Raw genomic sequence first — 18,749 nt, 5'->3', positions numbered from 1 at the left:
GCGCGGCAACATGGCGGCGAAGCTGGTCGAAATCAACGCCGCCGCCGCGCAATCCAAGCGGGCATTCGACAACGCGCTGACCGCGGCGCGCAACTTCGGCCGCGGCGGGCAGTCGGCGGCGCAGGGGATGGGGGGACAGTTGAAGTCGATTGCGTTGCAGGCGGTAGGTGTCGCTGCGGCGTTCAAGGGCATCGGCGCGGTCATCAATACCGGCATTGCATCGCAGCGGCTGGAAGCCAAGTTCCAGTTCGCGGCGGGCGGCGACACAGCCAAGGCGGCGGGCGATCTGGCCTTTGTGCGGGCCGAGGCGGAGCGCCTGGCGCTGCCGATCCTGGAAGCGGCGGACGGATTTTCCAAACTGGCGGCGGCCACCCAAGGCACAGCGATCGAGGGCGAAAAAACCCGCGCCATCTTCACCGGCATTTCCAGCGCCATGCGGGTGCTGGGTGCGCAGAACTATACGGTGGAGCGATCGTTCACTGCCATCACCCAGGCCCTGTCGAAGGGCCAGCTGCAGGCAGAAGAAATAAGGGGACAATTAGCGGAACACATCCCGGGCGCGTTCCGCATCCTGGCCAATGCGCTCGGTATCACCGAACAAAAACTCAACAAGGATCTGAAAGGCGGGCTGGTCGATTCGGCGACGGCAATGGTGGCATTCGCCAAGGAACTGGAGCGCATGTCGCAATCCGGGCTGCTGGCCGCCACGCAGTCGTTTCAGGCGCAAACGGTGCGGTTGTCGAATACCCTGTTCGACTTCAGGGACACCATCGCAAAAGCGGGCCTGCTGGATGTGCTGGGCGCGGAAATCACCACGCTCACCGACAAGCTACGCGAGATGGCTGACACCGGCGAATTGCAGGCCTTCGCCAAGGATTTCGCGCAGGTGGTTTCGGATATTGCGCGGATTCTGGGCACGGCCACCCGTTTCGCTATCGAGCACCGCGATGCGATTGCGAAGATTGCGGTTTTGTACGCCGGATTCAGGATTGCCAAGGCGGTGCAGGGGGTCGAGCTTGCCTGGGCGGCTGTGGCAACCCGCACCGTGGCGGCAGGCGCTGCGATCACCGGAGTCGGCGGCGCGGCACGCATCCTGCTGGCGCTGCTGGGTGGGCCGGTGGGTATTGGCGCGGCGATTCTGGCTGCTGGCGCCGCCTGGCTGATTTTCCGCGAGAAGGCGACGGACGCGCTGGATGCGGCAACGGAGAAGCTGGGCGGACTCCGAAAAACGCTGAACCAGTCCATCCTGCAATTCAACGCCGGCGGACTGGCCGGCGATGCGGCGGTGGCAGCGGCGGCTGGTAATGCACAGCGACTGAAAGTGGCTTATGAGGGTGCGCTGAAGGCGCGCGCGGCGCTTGCTGGCAAGAATGTCAGCCTGTCTACTCTGGATTCAGCCGATACCGACATCAAGACCGCACTGAGCGATTTGCAGCGTGCGGGGCGGTTTTACGCAGAGGCGGTCAAGCAGAAAGAACAACTCGACAAAGCCAAACCCAAAACAGCCGCCCCGGGATCCACTGGCGACAAGCCCGATAAAGGCGCGCTTTCCGCCGCCCAGCGCGAAGCCGAAGCCCTGCTGAAAGCGCAGGAGGCATTGGACAAGGCCCGCGCCGAGGCAGAGGCGCTTGGCTTGAGCGACAGTCTGGCTGCTCGCAAGGAAATTATCGACCAGCGCCGCAAGGCGGAATTGATCGATGAGGAAACTTTCATCCGCGCCAAGGCGCTGCTGAATGAAGAGGGGCTGCGCAACGAGCTGGCAGCGCTGCAGGACCAGCAGGCGGCGTTGCGAGCTGCGGCTGTCACGCCGGGCGCGAAGGGATCGGAGCGCACGCAGGCGCTGGCCGAGCTGGCGCTGGTGGAGGCGCGCATCCTGTCGGCGGGCGACAAGATACTGAATCTGAACCAGGCCACGACGGCTGAGCTGGCTGCGCTGGGCGCAGCCAAGTTTAAAACGCAGGCCGAGTTCATCGCCGGGCTGGAGCAGGAAGCGCGGTTGGCCAAGCTCAATACCGAGGAACGCGAAAAAGAGTTGTTGTTGCTGGAGGCCAAAAAACTCGGCATTACCGATGTGAATCGGCTGCTGGAATTGCAGGCCCAAATCAATCAGGCGGCGAAAGATAAAGACGCCGCCAAAGAACTGCAGCGTCAGCAGGATGACGTTTACAAGAGCGTGCAGGAAGGGGTACAGCGCGCGTTCGCAGATGGCCTGAATGCGGTGGCGACGGGCGAAGGCGGATTCGCCGGCGCGCTGAAAAATCTGGTCGACACCATTCGCAACGCGCTGGCGAACGCGCTGGCCGGCAGCCTGACCGAGGGATTCCTCGGCCTGCTGGGCGGCAAGGAAGGGGTGTTGAATATTGCCGGCACACTTGGCTTCGGCGGCAAGCGCGACGGCGGCACCATCGCCAGCGCGGTGTATGTTCAGGACGTGAGCAAGGGGCCACTGGCCGGTTTGACCGGCGCTAAAAGCGGCGAAGGCGTCTTGGGCGACACGACCAGTCTGTTCGGCGGGCTGTTCGAGAGCATCAAGGGGATTTTCTCGGGCATTGGCAGCACAATTTCCAGCCTGTTCAAGTCGCTGGCTTCGTCTATTTCCGGGCTGTTTTCATCGGGCGGTAGTGGCGGTGGTGGCAGCAGTAGCACGGGCGGATTTATTTCCAGTTTGATTTCCATCTTCGCCAGCAACTACGCCGACGGCGGCTATACCGGCGACGGCGGCAAATATGAGCCCAAGGGCGTGGTGCACGGCGGCGAGTACGTGTTCAGCAAGGATGCGGTGCGGCGTCTTGGGTTGTCGGCGCTTGACAATATGCACCGCATCGCATCGGGCGGCTTCATTCCACGCATGCCGCGCTGGGGCTACGCCGACGGCGGCGCGGTGAACCTGCCCGCAGCTGGCGCGGCGCCGTCGGTCAACGCCAATACCCGCATCCACAACTATTTTGATCTGGATTCTGCAATGAGCGGCTTCATGAACACACGCGCCGGTGAGCGCGCCATCCTCAACATCATCCAGCGAAATCCCGGCGCGGTGGGGGGCTGAGATGCCGAATCGCGTTTCATTCGTTGATAATCTCGGCGCATTTCCGCTGGCGCACTACGCCATGCTCGCGGCGATACGGCAGTTTTGCGGCGGATTTGGCGACCTCGGGGCCACCGGCAGCGCCAGGATCGGAGCCATCGGCGGCACCCGCACCGGTACCGGCACGCTGACCGGCATCGTAGCCGTCGAGCCCGGCGCGGTGACAGAAACCTGGACGCTGACATGCACCGCAGCGGCGGTGAACGGCGGCACCTTCAGCGTGTCGGGCAGCGTGTCCGGCGCGATGGCGGCGGCTACCGTGGGCGTGGCGTACAGCGCCGCGCGAATCAAATTCACGATCAACGACGGCGCGACCGATTACGCCCTGAACGACACCTTCACCGTCCCTGTCACTGTCGCCGCCCGCACCGGCACCGGCACGCTCACCGGCGTCGAGGCGAGCCCGACCAGCGTGACCGAAACCTGGACGCTGACCTGTACCGCAGCGGCGGCGAACGGCGGCACGTTCAGCGTCAGCGGGTCGGTGTCCGGGGCGCAGGTAGCGGCCACGGTCGGCGTGGCGTACAGCGTCGCGCGTATCAAGTTCACGATCAACGACGGCGCGACCGATTACGCGGTGAACGATACGTTCACGCTCCCCGTCACACAAGGCCCGGCGGCGGCGGCGGGCATTGCCTACGATGTGCTGCGCTATACCACGGTCGACGGCACGCTCAGCGGGCATGAGTTAATCATGAAAGCCAAGGGGCTGGATGGGTTGCAGGAAATCTACTGGGGCATCCGCACCTATCACGACGTCGGCGCGGATTACTACAACCTGCTGGCGGGCGTGTTTACTGGGTATATCGCTGGCAACACATTCGATACCCAGCCCGGCGCGGCGCTGGTGGGCTGCCCGGCGCACAATAACCGCATCGACTACTGGTTGACGATGAACGGCCAGCGCATCGCCCTGGCGATGAAAGTTGGCACGCCGGTGTACGAGCATCTGTACCTGGGCAAGATGCTGCCCTATTCGCGGCCCAGCCAGTTTCCCTACCCGGTCGTCGCCGGCGGCATGCTGGTCGGCGCGGCGGCCACGCGGTTCAGCGAAATCACCCACGATTTCTATTTGCGCGGCGCCAGCGCGCGCGGGCAGCTACGCACGCCGGGCGGGTATGTCAACATGTACTGCTATCCGTGGGGGAATACCTACATCACCGGGAATTCGAGCGCCGCCGCGCAACTACAGGCGCGCGACACCGAGGGCCAGTACCCGCTGCTGCCGGTGGAGTTGCACGACAACAGCGCCAACCTGTACGGCCAGCTCGACGGCATTTTTCACGTCAGCGGTTTCAACAGCGCTGTGGAAAACACCCTCGTGATCGGCGGCGTGACCTACGTGGTAATGCAGAGCGTGGCGCGCACCGGCCATGCCGACTACTACGCGCTGCGGCTCGACGTTTAAAGGAATCACAACATGGCCTATTACTCCGGCACCGCCGCCAGCCTCTCCGCCCTGCGCACCAACCTGCTCACCCATGCCCAGGCCGACGGATGGGCGCTGGTGTCCACATCCGTTACCGGCTCGATCAGCGGCACGACCCTGACGGTCAGCGCTGTTGCGGCGGGGTCGTTGTCGATTGGCGAGGTGATCAGCGGCACCGGCATCACAGCCGGGACCACGATCACCGCCCTCGGCACCGGAACCGGCGGCGTCGGGACTTACACCGTCAGTGTGTCCCAGACCGTCGCCAGCACCACCATTACCACCGTCGGGGGGGTGCTGTCCAAGGCGGGCGTATTTTTCAAAATCTCGGAGACGGCGATCAACATCATCTGCCTCGGCTGCGAGAGCAACGCCGTTTTAAACCCTGCGCCGGGCGTCGTGTCGATCGGGCGTATTTACGAGTTAAGCGGCTACCCGACACGCGAGATTTCATTCCCTTGCAATTACGAGGTGTTCGGATTCGCCCAGGAACTATACATGGTTGCCAATTACGACGTCGATGCCTATCAGTGGATGGCGTTCGGCAAAAGCACCGTGCCGGGACTGATCGGGCAGGGTGGATGGTGCGCGGCGACCATCGGCGTGTTTGGCATTTCAAGTGCCGCAGACGCAATTGAGATTGCCCAGACTGGTGGTGGCAGTTATTCAACTACCGCTGCAGCGTTCTGGAAAACGCAATATGGCGGATACATAATTTCTAACAATGCGTGGGTAAACAGCGGCTTGGACGCGCATGGATGGACATATAACGGTTCGATCCTTGATTTTCCGATCGGAATCCTACATTCGACTACATTGATTACTTTACAGCCGAGTGTGTGGAATAGCGAGTCTGTGCTTTTACCGTTGCGCTGCTTTAAAGCGCGCCCATCTTATAAATCCAGCCTGATTGCCGATCTGGCAAACGCACGGCATTTCCGCATCGACAATTTCACGCCGGGCGATATTCTGATTATCGGGTCTGACAAGTGGAAAGTTTTCCCGTGGTACCGCAAGAACGTGACTGCACGCAACGGCGGCAACTACATCAACCACACCGGCACCTTCGGCTGGGCGATTCGCTACCAGGGACCGTAAATGGCGCTGCTCACCGGCTTTCTCGCCGCATCCTCGGTTTACGGCTACGACCGGCTCTATCTCACCGGCGATCTGGACGATTACGCCGCCACGTGGATCAACAATCTCGTTTATTGGGCCGCCGTACCCAGCCCAGGCGCCGCGCTGCTCGCCAGCAATCTGCCGGTCTCGACCACGCCCTATGCCAAGTCCGGCGCCATCGCACGCAGCTACTTCGACGATTTTTACAACCGCGTCCATGTCGCGCCTGCGGTGCTCAACATCGGCAATCTGCTGTCAGTTCAAACGCGCCAGGTGACGGTGTGGAACGCCTATTTCACCAGCCAGGCGCTGGCCAGCATCGGCGAATCCGGCACCGTCGGGCTGACCGAATCGGGCATCGTCGCCCCCACCACCTTCGCCCCGCTCGAGGAGCGCACCTATTCGGTTACGGTGGCGACCGAAGGCCCGGCCACCATCGGGGCGCTCTACACGTTTGCGTTTCCGCTGGAATCGCCCACGCTGGCCGTCACCGGCCGCCGCGTGGTGATATTCGGCCATGCGCCGAACTGGGCCGCGCCGGTGACGGAAAAACTCAACTGGCTGACCGATGTGATGCTCGCCCAGGGCGGCATCGAGCAGCGGGTGGGCTTGCGCGATGCGCCGCGCCGCGCGCTGGCCTACGATCTGGCGACGCTCGACCGGCATCAGACCAATGTACTGGAAACCATGCTACTGGGCTGGCAGGCGCGGCTGTGGGCGGTGCCGGTATGGACCGATGCGCAGAATCTGGCGGCCGACCTCGCCGCCGGCAGCCTGGCCATCCCTGCAACGACCAGCGACTATGAGTTTGCCGCCGATGGCCTGGCGCTGCTGTGGGCAGCGCACGACCGGCACGAGGCGGTCGAGGTCGCCAGCGTCGGCGGGGCATCGCTCACGCTCAAGACCGCCACCGTGGCCGCGTGGCCGGCCGGCACCCGGCTCTACCCGATCCTCCTTGGCCGCATGCCGCCGCGCCAGAAATTTACCCGCGAAACCGGGCACCACCTGAGCGGCGGGGTTGAGTTCTCGTTCGACGACAACGTGGCCATCGTCGCTGCCGACAGCGGCGACCTGTACGCTGGCTACTATGTCTATGCAGGCCGCACCAACTGGGCCGATCCGACCGAGGTGGAATTCGTGCGCCAGGTGGACGAGCTGGACTACGAAACCAGCCATGCCTGGGTGGATGATCTGTCCGGCCTGGCGGCGATCCTGAAAAGCTGGCACTGGCTATTCAAAAACCGCGCCGAGATCGTGGCGTTTCGCGGATGGCTGGCGGCCCGCGCCGGGCGGCGGGTGCCGTTCTGGTCGATTTCGCAGGCGGTGGACATGGAAGTGCTCACCGCCATCGGCGCCAGCGCCACGACTATCACCGTGCGCAACATCGGCTATGCAAGATACCTCAACGGCCGAGCCGACCGGCGCCACATCGTCATCCGCACCACCAGCGGGACGCTGTACTACCGTAGCATCACCGCATCGTCCGAGATCGACGCCGGCAGCGAGGATCTGGCGATTGACAGCGCGCTGGGCGTCACCCTGCAACCCGCCGATATCGAGTCGGTGCGTTTCATGCACCTGACCCGGCTGGATGGCGACGCCATCGAGATCGACTGGCAGCACCTCGGCGTCGCCGAGTGCTCAACGATGTTGAGGAGCTTGCCGCAATGACCTATGCAGCGGTTGAGACCAGTACTCACGGCGGCCAGCCGGTCGAGCTGTACCGGTTTAGCCAGGGCACGCGCAAGTGGCTGTATACCAGCGCCGACGCGGCGTTCGTCTACGCCGGTGAAACCTACGAGCCCTGGCCGCTCAAGCGCAGCGCGTTTCGCCAGACGCAGGAGCTGGCCAAGGCCGGACTGGAGATCAACACCGCGCGCGATCTGCCGTTTGTGGCCGACAGCATGGCCAGCCCGCTGATCGGCGTGATCGCGCTGACCGTTTATCGCCGCCATCGCAGCGATGGCGAGGTTCAGCAGTGGTGGAAGGGCCGTGTCAAGGGTGTGCGCTTCGCCGGCAGCGAGGCGATCATCAGTTGCGATCCGCGCGGCACCTCGGTGCGCCGCATTGGCCTGCACCGCCCGGCGCAGCGGCAGTGCCCGCATGCGCTATACGAAATCGGCTGCAACGTGGCCGGGGCGAGCTTTTCTGCAGCCGGCACGCTGTTGAGCCATACCGGCGCGGTGGTCACTTCCGGCGTATTCGCCACCCAGCCCAACGGCTGGTGGGTGGGCGGCAAGATTGTGCTGGATGGCGTGCTGCGCTTCATCATCGCCGACGCGACCGATACGGTAACGCTGTCGTCCGGCATCCCCGGGCTGGCGCAAAACGCCGGGTTTGTGGTGTATCCGGGCTGCGACCATACGCCGGGGACCTGCAATATCAAGTTCGGCAACATCCTCAACAACGGTGGCGCGCCGTGGTGGCCGAAGAAAAATCCCTTCACCGGAGACAGCGCCTTCTAATATGTGGGTTCAACTTATCCTATTCGTTATTTCGGCTGTCATCAGCTACCTGCTGACGCCGAAACCGCCGCAGGCCAAACCGGGCAAAGTCGAGATCCCCACGGTGCAGGAAGGCCGCAAGCTGGGCGTGCTGTTCGGCTCGCGCTGGATCAAGGGCCCGCATGTTTACTGGTGGGGCGACGTGGCCACCACGCCGATCAAGAAGTGATCATCACCCGCAGCCACATGGATGAGCTGGGCTACTGCGCCCGGGGCGCGCGCCGCTGGTTTGCCCGCATGGGACTGGACTGGGCGGTATTCGTACGCGACGGCATCGATGCCGATGTGTTGCTGGCCACCGGCGACGCGATGGCGCTGCGGCTGATCGACCATATCAAGGATAAGAAATGAGCTTTGGCAGCAAGCAGACCGTCGGCTTTCGCTACTACATCGGCATGCACCATGTGTACGGCCTGTCTCCCTCGGCCAATCCGGTCACCGCGGTCAAGAAGATCAAGGTGGGCGAGAAGGAAGCCTGGAGCGGCAACATCACCAGCAACGCCACCATCAGCATCAACCAGCCCGATCTGTTCGGCGGCGAGGACAAGGAGGGCGGCATTGTCGGCGACATCGACATCGAGTTCGGCGGCATCGCGCAGGGCGTGAACACCTATCTGGCGGCCGTGCTGACCGGCATGCCGGTGCCGGCGTTCCGTGGCCTGCTGGGGCTGGTGCTGCGCCGCCCGATGGTGAGCGCGATGTCGCCCTACATCAAGCCCTGGAGCATTTACGCCAGCCGCATCAACGGCGGGTTTTACCCGGCCAAGGCGGCCATCGGCGACAACCTGAACCCGGCGCACATGATCTATGAGCTGCTCACACTGCCCGAGTTCAGCATCCGCGCGGCCTCATCCGACATCAATGTGGCCAGCTTTACCGCGGTGGCCGCCGCCCTGTATGCCGAGGGCCTGATGCTGAGTTTCTATTGGGAGGACGAGCGCCCAACAGAGGAATTCATCGGCGAAATCCTGCAGCACATCGACGGCAGCCTGTACCCCGACCCGGCCACCGGCCAGCTCACGCTGAGGCTGGCGCGGGATGATTACACCATCGCCAGCCTGCCGATTCTGGACGCCTCCAACATCCTGCGCGTCGATGGCTTCAGCCAGCCGCTGCCGGGCGAGCTGACCAGCGAGGTACAGGTCAAATACGAGGATCAGGCAACCGGCGCGGCCGCCAGCGTGACAGTGCAGGACATCGCCATCCAGGAAATGCAGGGCGGCGGCAGCGTGCCGGTGGTGCGTGACTATCAGGGCATCCCCAACGACACCATCGCCAGCAAGATCGCGCTGCGCGAACTGCGCACCCTGGCGGCGCCGCTGGCACGCGGCGAGATCATCTGCAACCGCACCGTTTACGATGCCCATATCGGCAAACTTTACCGCCTGCAATGGCCGCCGCTTGGGATTGCGGACATGGTGGTGCGCGTAGCCGAGATCGACTACGGCACACTCACCAGCGGAAAAATCACCCTGGTGGTGATGCAGGACGTGTTCAAGGCCGCCAGCACCGTGATTGGCGTGCCGAGCGCAAGCGGCTGGGCCAATCCGGTCAGCGCCCCCGCGCCCAGCCCGCAACGGCTGGCAATGGAAGCGCCCTACTGGGTCGTGGCGCGCGAGCTGCTCTCCGATTCGGACGCCCTGATCGATGCCGTCGACCCGCTCAACGGCATTTTGCTGGCCACCGGCAACCGCCCCAGCGGCGATGCCTATGAATACCGGCTCAATACCCGTACCGGTGCGGCCGCCTATGTCGACCGCGCTGCCGGTGCGTTCAGCCCGACCGCCGTGCTGGTGGGTGCGGTGGGGCGCACCGATACCGCATTTTCGATCACCAGCGGGGTGGATCTGGGTTTTGTCGAGCCTGATACCTGGGCGCACATCGATGGCGAGCTGGTCAAGATCGTGGCAGTCAGCAGCAGCGCCGTCACCGTCAAGCGCGGCGTGCTGGATACCGTGCCTGCCCCGCACGCGGATGGCGTGGTGATCCACTTCGCCGATGATTTCAAGGCGCTCGACCCGACCGAATGGAGCAGCGGCCAGACTGTAAACGCCAAACTGCTCACCCGTACCGGCCTCGGCAACCTGCTCGAAGCCGCCGCCCCAGCCGACAGCGTCGTCATGGCGCAGCGCTTCATCCGCCCCTATGCCCCCGGCAAGGTCCTGATCAACACCGTCAGCTATCCCACTACCGCCACCGGCGACCTCACCATCACCTGGGCGCACCGCGACCGCCGCCTGCAAACCGCCTACCTCGTCGAGCAGTCCGAGGCCAACATCGGCCCCGAGGTCGGCACTACATACACCGTCCGCATCTATAACGCCCAGACTGGCGGCACCCTGATTCGCACCTATAGTGCGCTTACCGGCACCAGCCAGATTTACACCGCAGCCCAGGCCGCCACCGACAACGGCGGAACTGCGCCTGCGAATATCCGAATCGAGATCGAATCGGTGCGCGATGGGTATCTGAGCTGGCAGCTGCAGGTGGTGCCGTTTGCGTGGAGTTGATAAAAACCGCCCGTGGGGTGTGAAATAGTAGATACCTGTCTACTATTCTGTCTAATAAGCCTGAGAAATGAAACGGGGCATTCGTCTGAATGCCCCGTATTTATTGGCTCCCCGACCTGGGCTCGAACCAGGGACCTGCGGATTCGGGCGGGGTTGATGCCCGGCTGCGGCTGGGGTTCGCGTTCTAGGAAAACTGGCCCGCCAGAATTGGCGAAGTGAGGCGTTCTCGGGGTGGCCTATACTGCGCACATCCAAAAAATAGAACAGCACAGCGGCCCGTTAAATCGCCCTGTGCAATCCCGGTGTAAAACACTGCCGATTTACACCCGTTCACGCTCATCAGCTCACGCAGCGGCGCGGGTTTGCGGCTCGCCTGGACCGTTCACACGCCTTCACACGGCGGAGGTCACAGGTTCAAGCCCTGTACTGCCCACCAGCCCGAACACTGCGTCATGCAAACAAAAAGCCCCGATTTTTTCGGGGCTTTTTGTTTTGGGGCGATGGCGACCGTCGCCTGGTCAAAGTCATTTTATTCTGCTTCGCCAGCGTGAGCCGGGCGGCCACCCGGCTCGATCAGCACCGCCGCGCCGACGTTGCGGCCTTCGGCGATCAGAATGTTGTAGGTGCGGCAGAGCGCGCCGATGTCCATCACTTCCAGCCCGATGCGGGATTCCGTCAGCGCCCGCGTCAGCGAAGGGTGGGGGAAGCGCAGCCGGGTGCCGGTGCCCAGCAGCAGGATATCCAGTTCGCGCAGCGCGACCCACTCGAAATGGGCGGCGGTCATCGCCTCGAAACCGAGGCCGGCCCAGGGGGCAATCTCGACGCCGCGCGGGGTCAGCAGCAGGCTGGATTCGTGGCGATGGCCGTTGATGAGGACGTGATCGTCGCCATAGCCGGTGAACAGCCGCTGATTGGCGTCGTTGTTTAGGTGCAGTTTCATGATGAAACCATAGCAGATTCAATGAAATCCCGGTGTGCCTGCCGCAACGGCGTTTGCCGGGGCAGGGCGGCTCCGGTAAAATCGCGCGCTTTCCAAGGCATTGTTTTGCCTTGATTGTTGCCCTGTTTTTTCTTTTGCCCACCGGGAAAATATTGTGACGGCTGACACGCCATGCTTACGCACCCTCCGCAAATCGTCGAAGCTCGACAACGTCTGCTACGACATCCGCGGCCCGGTGATGGCGCGCGCGCGGCAGATGGAGGAAGAGGGCCATCGCATCATCAAGCTGAACATCGGCAACCCGGCGCCGTTCGGCTTCGAAGCACCGGAAGAAATCGTGCAGGATGTGATCCTGAACCTGCCGAACGCCTCGGGCTACAGCGATTCCAAGGGGCTGTTCTCGGCGCGCAAGGCGATCATGCACGAGACCCAGCGCAAGGGCATCCCCGGGGTGCAGATCGACGATATCTTCATCGGCAACGGCGCCTCCGAGCTGATCGTGATGGCGATGCAGGCGCTCTTGAACAACGGCGACGAGGTGCTGGTGCCGGCGCCCGACTACCCGCTGTGGACGGCGGCGGTGAGCCTCGGCGGCGGCAAGCCGCGCCACTACCTGTGCGACGAGGGCGCCGGCTGGCTGCCCGATCTGGACGACATCCGCGCCAAGATCACTTCCAGCACGCGCGCCATCGTCATCATCAACCCCAACAACCCGACCGGCGCGCTGTATCCGACCGAGCTGCTGCTGGAAATCCTGGAGATCGCACGCCAGCACCAGTTGATCGTGTATGCCGACGAGATCTACGACAAGGTGCTGTTCGACGGCGTGGTGCATACCTCGATCGGCTCGCTGGCCGAGGATGTGCTGATCGTCACCTTCAACGGCCTGTCGAAAAACTACCGCGCCTGCGGCTACCGCTCGGGCTGGCTGATCGTGTCGGGCGACAAGCGTCACGCCCGGGATTATCTGGAAGGCCTCAACATGCTGGCGTCGATGCGCCTGTGTTCCAACGTGCCGGGGCAGTATGCGATCCAGACCGCGCTGGGCGGCTACCAGAGCATCAACGACCTGGTCGCGCCGAGCGGGCGGCTGACGCGCCAGCGCGACCTGGCGCACGAGCTGCTGACCCTGATTCCCGGTGTGACATGTGTCAAACCCAAGGCGGCGATGTACCTGTTCCCGCGGCTCGACCCCAAGCTGTATCACATCAGCAACGACCAGAAGTTCATCCTCAACCTGCTGGAAGAGGAGCGCGTGCTGGTGGTGCAGGGCAGCGGCTTCAACTGGCCGCATCCCGACCACATCCGCGTGGTGTTCCTGCCGCACGAAGAAGATTTGACCGAGGCGATTTCACGCATCAGCCGCTTTCTCGATCGCCAGCGCGCGCATCGTTAAGAACTGTATGAAAATGCATTTCACCACAGAGACACAGAGACACAGAGACACAGAGACACAGAGACACAGAGACACAGAGAAATTCAGTTAGCTCAAGGTTGGTTTTTCTCTGTGCCTCTGTGTCTCTGTGGTGAAGATTTTAGGTTTTTGTCTGAGACTAAAAAATGAAACCCATCAACGTCGGCCTGCTGGGCCTGGGAACAGTCGGTGGCGGTACGCTCACCGTGCTGCGCCGTAATGCCGAAGAAATCACCCGTCGCGCCGGGCGCGAAATCCGCGTGGTCCGTGCGGCGGTGCGCGACCTGGAAAAAGCCAAATTGCTGGCTGGTGATCTGCCGCTGACGACCAATCCGTTCGATGTGGTCGACGATCCCGACATCGACATCGTGGTCGAACTCATCGGCGGCCTGGAGCCGGCGCGCGAACTGGTAATGCAGGCGATTGCCAACGGCAAGCACGTGGTCACCGCCAACAAGCACCTGGTCGCCAAATACGGCAACGAAATTTTCGCGGCGGCACAGGCCAAGGGCGTAATGGTCGCGTTCGAGGCGGCGGTCGGCGGCGGCATTCCCATCATCAAGGCGCTGCGCGAAGGCCTCACCGCCAACCGCATCGAGTGGCTGGCCGGCATCATCAACGGCACCAGCAACTTCATCCTCACCGAGATGCGCGACAAGGGCGCGGCCTTCGAGGACGTGCTGAAGGAAGCGCAGCGACTGGGTTACGCCGAGGCCGACCCCACCTTCGACATCGAGGGCATCGACGCCGCGCACAAGCTCACCATCCTATCGGCGATCGCCTTCGGCATCCCGATGCAGTTCGACCGCGCCTACACCGAGGGCATCTCGAAACTGACGCGCGAGGACGTGCAGTACGCCGAGGAGCTGGGCTACCGCATCAAGCTGCTGGGCATCGCGCGGCGCGCTGAAAACGGCATCGAGCTGCGCGTGCATCCGACGCTGATTCCCGAGCGCCGCCTGATCGCCAACGTCGACGGCGCGATGAACGCGGTGCTGGTGAAGGGCGACGCGGTCGGGCCGACGCTGTATTACGGCGCCGGCGCCGGTGCCGAGCCGACCGCCTCCGCGGTGATCGCCGATCTGGTCGACGTCACCCGCCTGCACACTGCCGACCCGCACCACCGCGTGCCGCATCTGGCGTTCCAGCCGGATCAGTTGTCCGATACACCGATCCTGCCGATGGACGAAGTGCGCACCGCGTATTACCTGCGCTTGCGTGCCTTCGACCGCCCCGGCGTGCTGGCCGACATCACCCGCATCCTGGCCGACGGTGATATCTCCATCGACGCCATGGTGCAGAAGGAACCCGCCGAGGGCGAGGAGCAGGTGACCATCATTCTGCTGACCCACATCACGGTGGAAAAGAACATCAACGCCGCGATCGCTAAAATCGAGGCGCTCGATACCGTAGCGGGGCAGGTGATGCGCATCCGCCTCGAAGAACTGGCGGCCAAATGACCTACCTCAGCACGCGCGGTCTGGCGCCGCAACTCCGCTTCTCCGAAATCCTGCTCGGCGGACTGGCCAGCGACGGCGGCCTGTACGTGCCGGAAAGCTACCCGCGCTTGACCGCAGCCGAACTCGAAGCGATGCGCGGCATGAATTACCGCGAACTCGCCTTCGCCGTGCTGTCGCGCCTGATCGATGACATCCCGCATGATGACCTCGCCAAGCTGATCGACAAGACCTATACCGCCGACGTCTATCGCTATACCAACCCGGGCGAGAACGCCGAGGACATCACCCCGCTGAAAACGCTGGAGCCCGGCCTGCACGTGCTGGCGCTGTCGAACGGCCCGACGCTGGCATTCAAGGACATGGCGATGCAGCTGCTCGGCAATCTGTTCGAGTACGTGCTGGCGAAAACCGGCGGCGAGCTCAACATCCTCGGCGCCACCTCGGGCGACACCGGTTCTGCCGCCGAATACGCGATGCGCGGCAAGCGCGGCATCCGCGTCTTCATGCTGTCGCCCGAGCACGGCATGACGCGCTTCCAGCAGGCGCAGATGTATGCGCTCACGGACGCCAACATCCACAACCTGGTGATTCGTGGCGTGTTCGACCAGTGCCAGGACATCGTCAAGGCCGTTTCCAACGACCTCGATTTCAAGGCCAAACACCACATTGGCGCGGTCAACTCGATCAACTGGGCGCGCGTCGCGGCGCAGAGCGTGTACTACTTCAAGGCCTATTTCTCGGCGACGCACAGCAACGACCAGAGCGTGTCGTTCTCGGTGCCGTCTGGCAACTTCGGCAACGTCTGCGCCGGCCACATCGCGCGCCAGATGGGCCTGCCGATCAAGAAGCTGATCGTCGCCACCAACGAAAACGACGTGCTCGACGAGTTTTTCAAGACCGGCGTCTACCGCCCGCGCCCGGAAACCAGGCACACCTCCAGCCCGTCAATGGACATTTCCAAGGCATCAAACTTCGAGCGCTTCGTGTTCGATCTGGCGGGGCGCGACGCGGCCAAAGTCCGCAGCCTGTGGGCTGCGGTGGAATCCGGCGGTAGTTTCGATCTCAACGCAGACGGCCTGTTCGACCGCGTCGCCGGTTTCGGCGTGGTGTCGGGTTCGAGCAATCATGCCAACCGCATGGACACCATCCGCACCGTATACGAGGTGTACGGCACGATGATCGACCCGCACACCTCCGACGGCCTCAAGGTCGGACTCGAGCACCGCGAGCCCGGCGTGCCGCTGATCTGCATGGAAACCGCGCAGCCCGCCAAATTCGAGGATGCGATCCGCGAGGCGCTCGGCATCGAGCCGGTACGCCCGGCCGAACTGGTCAATCTCGAAGCGCAGCCGCAGAAAAAACACGTCATGGATGCTGACGTCAATGCGGTCAAGCAGTTCATCGTTGACCACGCCCGCTGACCCGACCGGCGCATTTGCCGACCTGCTGGCGCGGGTGCAGGCCTGCACGGTCTGCGCCGCCCATCTGCCGCATCCGCCGCGCCCCATCCTTCGTGCCTCGCCCACTGCGCGCCTGCTGATCGTTGGCCAGGCGCCGGGACGGCGCGTGCACGAGACCGGCATCCCCTGGAACGACCCGTCGGGCGACCTGCTGCGGCAATGGCTGGAAATGTCCCGCGAGCAGTTCTACGATGCCTCGCGCATCGCCATCGTCCCCACCGGCCTGTGCTACCCCGGCACGGTGAACGGCAGCGACCTGCTGCCGCGTCCGGAATGCGCGCCGCTGTGGCATCTGCCGCTGCGCGCGGCGATGCCGGACATCCGGCTGACCCTCCTGATCGGCGCCTATGCGCAGGCCTATTACCTGGGCAAACGCCGTGGCCGCACGCTGGCCGACACCGTTGCCGCCTGGCGCGATTTCGCCCCGGAATTTGTACCGCTGCCGCATCCCAGCCCGCGCAATCGTCTATGGTTCAAGCAGCATTCCTGGTTCGAGGCCGAAGTCATCCCCATGATGCGCGAACGGGTTGGAGCCGCGCTGGCAACAGGCGATAATGGCGGCGCTCGATAACCAGATCAGACAAGACAGGACTTCAGGGAACCCGTATGAAACTCGTCACCTCGCTCACCAGCCCCTACGGCCGCAAGGTCCGTGTGGTGCTGCTTGAAAAGAAAATTCCGTTCCGGCTTCAGGTGGAAAACCCCTGGCTACCCGACAGTCCCGTTTCCAGCCTCAATCCACTCGGCAAGGTTCCAGTGCTGGTGCTGGAAGATGGCGAATCCGTATTCGACTCACGCGTCATCGTCGAGTACCTCGACCACGTCAGCCCGGTCGCGCACCTCATTCCTGGCGAACCGAAAAGTCGCATGATGGTGCGCGGTGTCGAAGCGCTGGCAGATGGCATCACCGACGCCGCGGTGGCGGTTTATCTGGAGAAGAAACGCTCGTCCGAACAGCAGAGCCGTGACTGGCTGGTGCTGCAGGAAAAAACCCTGTTCCGCGGGCTGGAAGCCCTGTCGGAAGCACTCGGCGAAAAGCCTTGGTATCTCGGCAACAGCATGACGCTGGCCGATGTCGCCTGCGGCTGTACGCTCGGCTACCTGAATCTGCGCTTCCCTGAAATCGACTGGCGTACCGCGCACCCCAATCTGGCGAGGCTCGCCGACAAGCTGGCGACGCGCCCATCGTTCATGGAAACGGTACCCGTCATCTGACCGGAGAAATGACATGACCCACGCGGTAGCGACCCTCGCAGGCGGCTGTTTCTGGTGCATCGAAACGGTGTTCAACCGGCTGCACGGCGTCGAATCCGCGGTGTCGGGCTACATGGGTGGCCACACGGCGAGCCCCACTTACAAGGATATCTGCAACGGCGACACCGGCCATGCCGAAGTGGTGCAGGTGAGCTTCGATCCGGCCGTGATCCCGTATCGAGACCTGCTTGAAATCTTCTTTAGCCTGCACGATCCCACCCAGCTCAATCGTCAGGGCAACGACGTCGGCACCCAGTATCGCTCGGCGATTTTTTGGCACACCCCGGAGCAGAAGGCCGAAGCACAAGCGGCAATCGCCGAACTCACGGCGACCAAACAATTCGGCGCGCCCATCGTCACTGAAGTGACCGCGGCGACAACGTTCTATCCCGCCGAGGATTACCACCAGGCCTACTTCGATCAGAATCCAAACCAGCCCTACTGCCAGTTCGTGGTGGCGCCCAAGGTAGCCAAAGCGCGCGAGAAATACGCCGCGCACCTCAAGGAAAGTCGACCTTCTCCCGAATAAGCTTGCCGCATCCCCGCTCCGGTAAACAACGGGAATAGCCTGTTGATGGGATGGGGTGCTATTTGGCGCACCCCCGGGGGGGCGCTATCAGCCGGTTCGCGGCCTTGCCTGATTCAAGCTTGGCGGCTTTTTGCCGATACATCCTTTACGTATCAAAATCACCTCCGGCCTGCTGAAACCATGAATCGGAATCCCGCCCTGTTGCTGGCCGCGCTGGCCTGTTGGCTGATCGCCTTGCCATCATTCGCGAGCCAGAGTGGCCTGGTCGAAGCCAGGCTCCCTTCCGGCAAGATCGCCAGCGCAAACTTTCAAGCGGGAAAAAGTGGTCAGCCTGCTGTGCTCATCCTGCACGGCTTCCTTCAAACCCACACGTTTCCAACCATTGTCAGCACGATGGATGCGTTGTCCACGGCCGGCTATACCGTGGTGGCCCCCACGCTTTCACTGGGCATTTCGCGACGCAACAAAAGCTTGCCTTGTGAGGCGGTGCATCTGCATGCGCTGGACGATGACGTGGCAGAGGTCGCGTTCTGGGTTCGCTGGCTGATGCAGAAAGGGCATACACGCATCGTTCTGGTGGGCCACAGCTTCGGCAATCTGCAGTTGCTGGCTTACCTGGGCCGCAGCCCGGCGCCTGCCGTGAAACAGGTCCTGATGATCAGCCTGACCGACGTGGAAGTGAAGCAGAACGCCCAGCAGCGTGCCGGGCTTGCGCAGGATTTGCGCGATCGCGTGTCCCGTCGGGACCACGCGCTGGCCGAAGTTGAATTCGGACATTGCAAGAAATACGTCAGTCCGCCCGCGGGCCTGCTTTCCTACATGCGGATCAGCCGTCAAACCATACTCGATTCCCTCGCAAAATCCGCAGTGCCGATCGAAGTGATCATGGGGGGCAAGGATGACCGCATGGGGGCTGACTGGGTGGAAAAACTGGTTTCGCGCGGCATCGCGGTACGTGTGATTCCCGGCGCCTCGCACTTTTTCGATAACCAGTATGAATTTGATTTGCAGGAAGCCGTGTTGCAGGCTTTGCCAGGGCGCTGAC

At 63.1% G+C, this 18,749-nt stretch carries 16 protein-coding genes; 15 read left to right on the top strand and 1 reads right to left on the bottom strand.

What is annotated here, in order from left to right:
* From ABW22_RS09155 to ABW22_RS09120, 8 genes are all read left to right on the top strand, one after another.
* Nucleotides 1-3,046 (top strand): tape measure protein (locus ABW22_RS09155; protein ID WP_157648586.1); only part of this gene is annotated, 3,046 nt, incomplete at its 5' end.
* Between the two features lies 1 nt (nucleotide 3,047).
* Nucleotides 3,048-4,493 carry a hypothetical protein gene (locus tag ABW22_RS09150; RefSeq protein WP_059755227.1) on the top strand — a complete coding sequence of 482 codons (1,446 nt, stop codon included), beginning with the start codon at nucleotides 3,048-3,050 and terminating at the stop codon, nucleotides 4,491-4,493.
* A gap of 12 nt (nucleotides 4,494-4,505) precedes the next feature.
* Nucleotides 4,506-5,612: a hypothetical protein gene (locus ABW22_RS17045; RefSeq protein ID WP_059755224.1), complete on the top strand. Its 1,107-nt coding sequence runs from the start codon at nucleotides 4,506-4,508 to the stop codon at nucleotides 5,610-5,612.
* Nucleotides 5,613-7,304: a hypothetical protein gene (locus ABW22_RS09140; protein ID WP_059755221.1), complete on the top strand. Its 1,692-nt coding sequence runs from the start codon at nucleotides 5,613-5,615 to the stop codon at nucleotides 7,302-7,304.
* On the top strand, nucleotides 7,301-8,098 hold the full coding sequence (locus tag ABW22_RS09135) for a phage BR0599 family protein (protein ID WP_059755218.1): 798 nt from the start codon (nucleotides 7,301-7,303) through the stop codon (nucleotides 8,096-8,098). The genes ABW22_RS09140 and ABW22_RS09135 overlap by 4 nt, the downstream gene beginning before the upstream one ends.
* A 1-nt stretch (nucleotide 8,099) precedes the next feature.
* Nucleotides 8,100-8,306 (top strand): hypothetical protein, encoded by a 207-nt coding sequence (locus tag ABW22_RS09130; protein ID WP_059755215.1) that lies wholly within the window; start codon nucleotides 8,100-8,102, stop codon nucleotides 8,304-8,306.
* Nucleotides 8,303-8,488 (top strand): hypothetical protein, encoded by a 186-nt coding sequence (locus ABW22_RS09125; protein WP_059755211.1) that lies wholly within the window; start codon nucleotides 8,303-8,305, stop codon nucleotides 8,486-8,488. The genes ABW22_RS09130 and ABW22_RS09125 overlap by 4 nt, the downstream gene beginning before the upstream one ends.
* Nucleotides 8,485-10,647, top strand: a complete 2,163-nt coding sequence (locus ABW22_RS09120) for a hypothetical protein (RefSeq protein ID WP_059755207.1) — start codon at nucleotides 8,485-8,487, stop codon at nucleotides 10,645-10,647. The genes ABW22_RS09125 and ABW22_RS09120 overlap by 4 nt, the downstream gene beginning before the upstream one ends.
* A 529-nt stretch (nucleotides 10,648-11,176) precedes the next feature.
* On the opposite strand, the gene ABW22_RS09115 is transcribed toward ABW22_RS09120, so the two are convergent.
* Nucleotides 11,177-11,587 (bottom strand): Mth938-like domain-containing protein, encoded by a 411-nt coding sequence (locus tag ABW22_RS09115; RefSeq protein ID WP_059755204.1) that lies wholly within the window; start codon nucleotides 11,585-11,587, stop codon nucleotides 11,177-11,179.
* A 154-nt stretch (nucleotides 11,588-11,741) separates the two neighbouring features.
* Here ABW22_RS09115 and ABW22_RS09110 point away from each other — a divergent pair, with 154 nt between their 5' ends.
* The 7 genes from ABW22_RS09110 (at nucleotide 11,742) to ABW22_RS09080 (ending at nucleotide 18,748) form a co-directional block, all read left to right on the top strand.
* Nucleotides 11,742-12,983, top strand: a complete 1,242-nt coding sequence (locus tag ABW22_RS09110; protein ID WP_059755201.1) for a pyridoxal phosphate-dependent aminotransferase — start codon at nucleotides 11,742-11,744, stop codon at nucleotides 12,981-12,983.
* Nucleotides 12,984-13,147: 164 nt separating this feature from the next.
* The gene (locus ABW22_RS09105) at nucleotides 13,148-14,461 is read left to right on the top strand and encodes a homoserine dehydrogenase (RefSeq protein ID WP_059755198.1); all 1,314 of its coding nucleotides are present in this window, start codon (nucleotides 13,148-13,150) and stop codon (nucleotides 14,459-14,461) included.
* Nucleotides 14,458-15,882, top strand: coding sequence for a threonine synthase (gene thrC / locus ABW22_RS09100; protein WP_059755195.1), 1,425 nt, complete (start codon nucleotides 14,458-14,460; stop codon nucleotides 15,880-15,882). The genes ABW22_RS09105 and thrC overlap by 4 nt, the downstream gene beginning before the upstream one ends.
* Nucleotides 15,866-16,492: a uracil-DNA glycosylase family protein gene (locus tag ABW22_RS09095; RefSeq protein ID WP_237763286.1), complete on the top strand. Its 627-nt coding sequence runs from the start codon at nucleotides 15,866-15,868 to the stop codon at nucleotides 16,490-16,492. The genes thrC and ABW22_RS09095 overlap by 17 nt, the downstream gene beginning before the upstream one ends.
* Nucleotides 16,493-16,527: 35 nt before the next feature.
* Complete coding sequence (locus ABW22_RS09090) at nucleotides 16,528-17,136, top strand: glutathione S-transferase (RefSeq protein ID WP_059755188.1); 609 nt, start codon at nucleotides 16,528-16,530, stop codon at nucleotides 17,134-17,136.
* A gap of 13 nt (nucleotides 17,137-17,149) precedes the next feature.
* Nucleotides 17,150-17,704, top strand: coding sequence for a peptide-methionine (S)-S-oxide reductase MsrA (gene msrA, locus ABW22_RS09085; protein WP_059755185.1), 555 nt, complete (start codon nucleotides 17,150-17,152; stop codon nucleotides 17,702-17,704).
* Between the two features lie 201 nt (nucleotides 17,705-17,905).
* Nucleotides 17,906-18,748 (top strand): alpha/beta hydrolase, encoded by an 843-nt coding sequence (locus ABW22_RS09080; RefSeq protein WP_157648585.1) that lies wholly within the window; start codon nucleotides 17,906-17,908, stop codon nucleotides 18,746-18,748.
* Nucleotide 18,749: the final 1 nt, after the last annotated feature.

It is taken from the genome of Thiobacillus denitrificans, from assembly GCF_001530125.1.
GTDB lineage: Bacteria > Pseudomonadota > Gammaproteobacteria > Burkholderiales > Thiobacillaceae > Thiobacillus > Thiobacillus denitrificans_C.
Note: the sequence above shows the minus strand (reverse complement) of the source record. Positions and strands in the feature narration are given on the sequence as shown.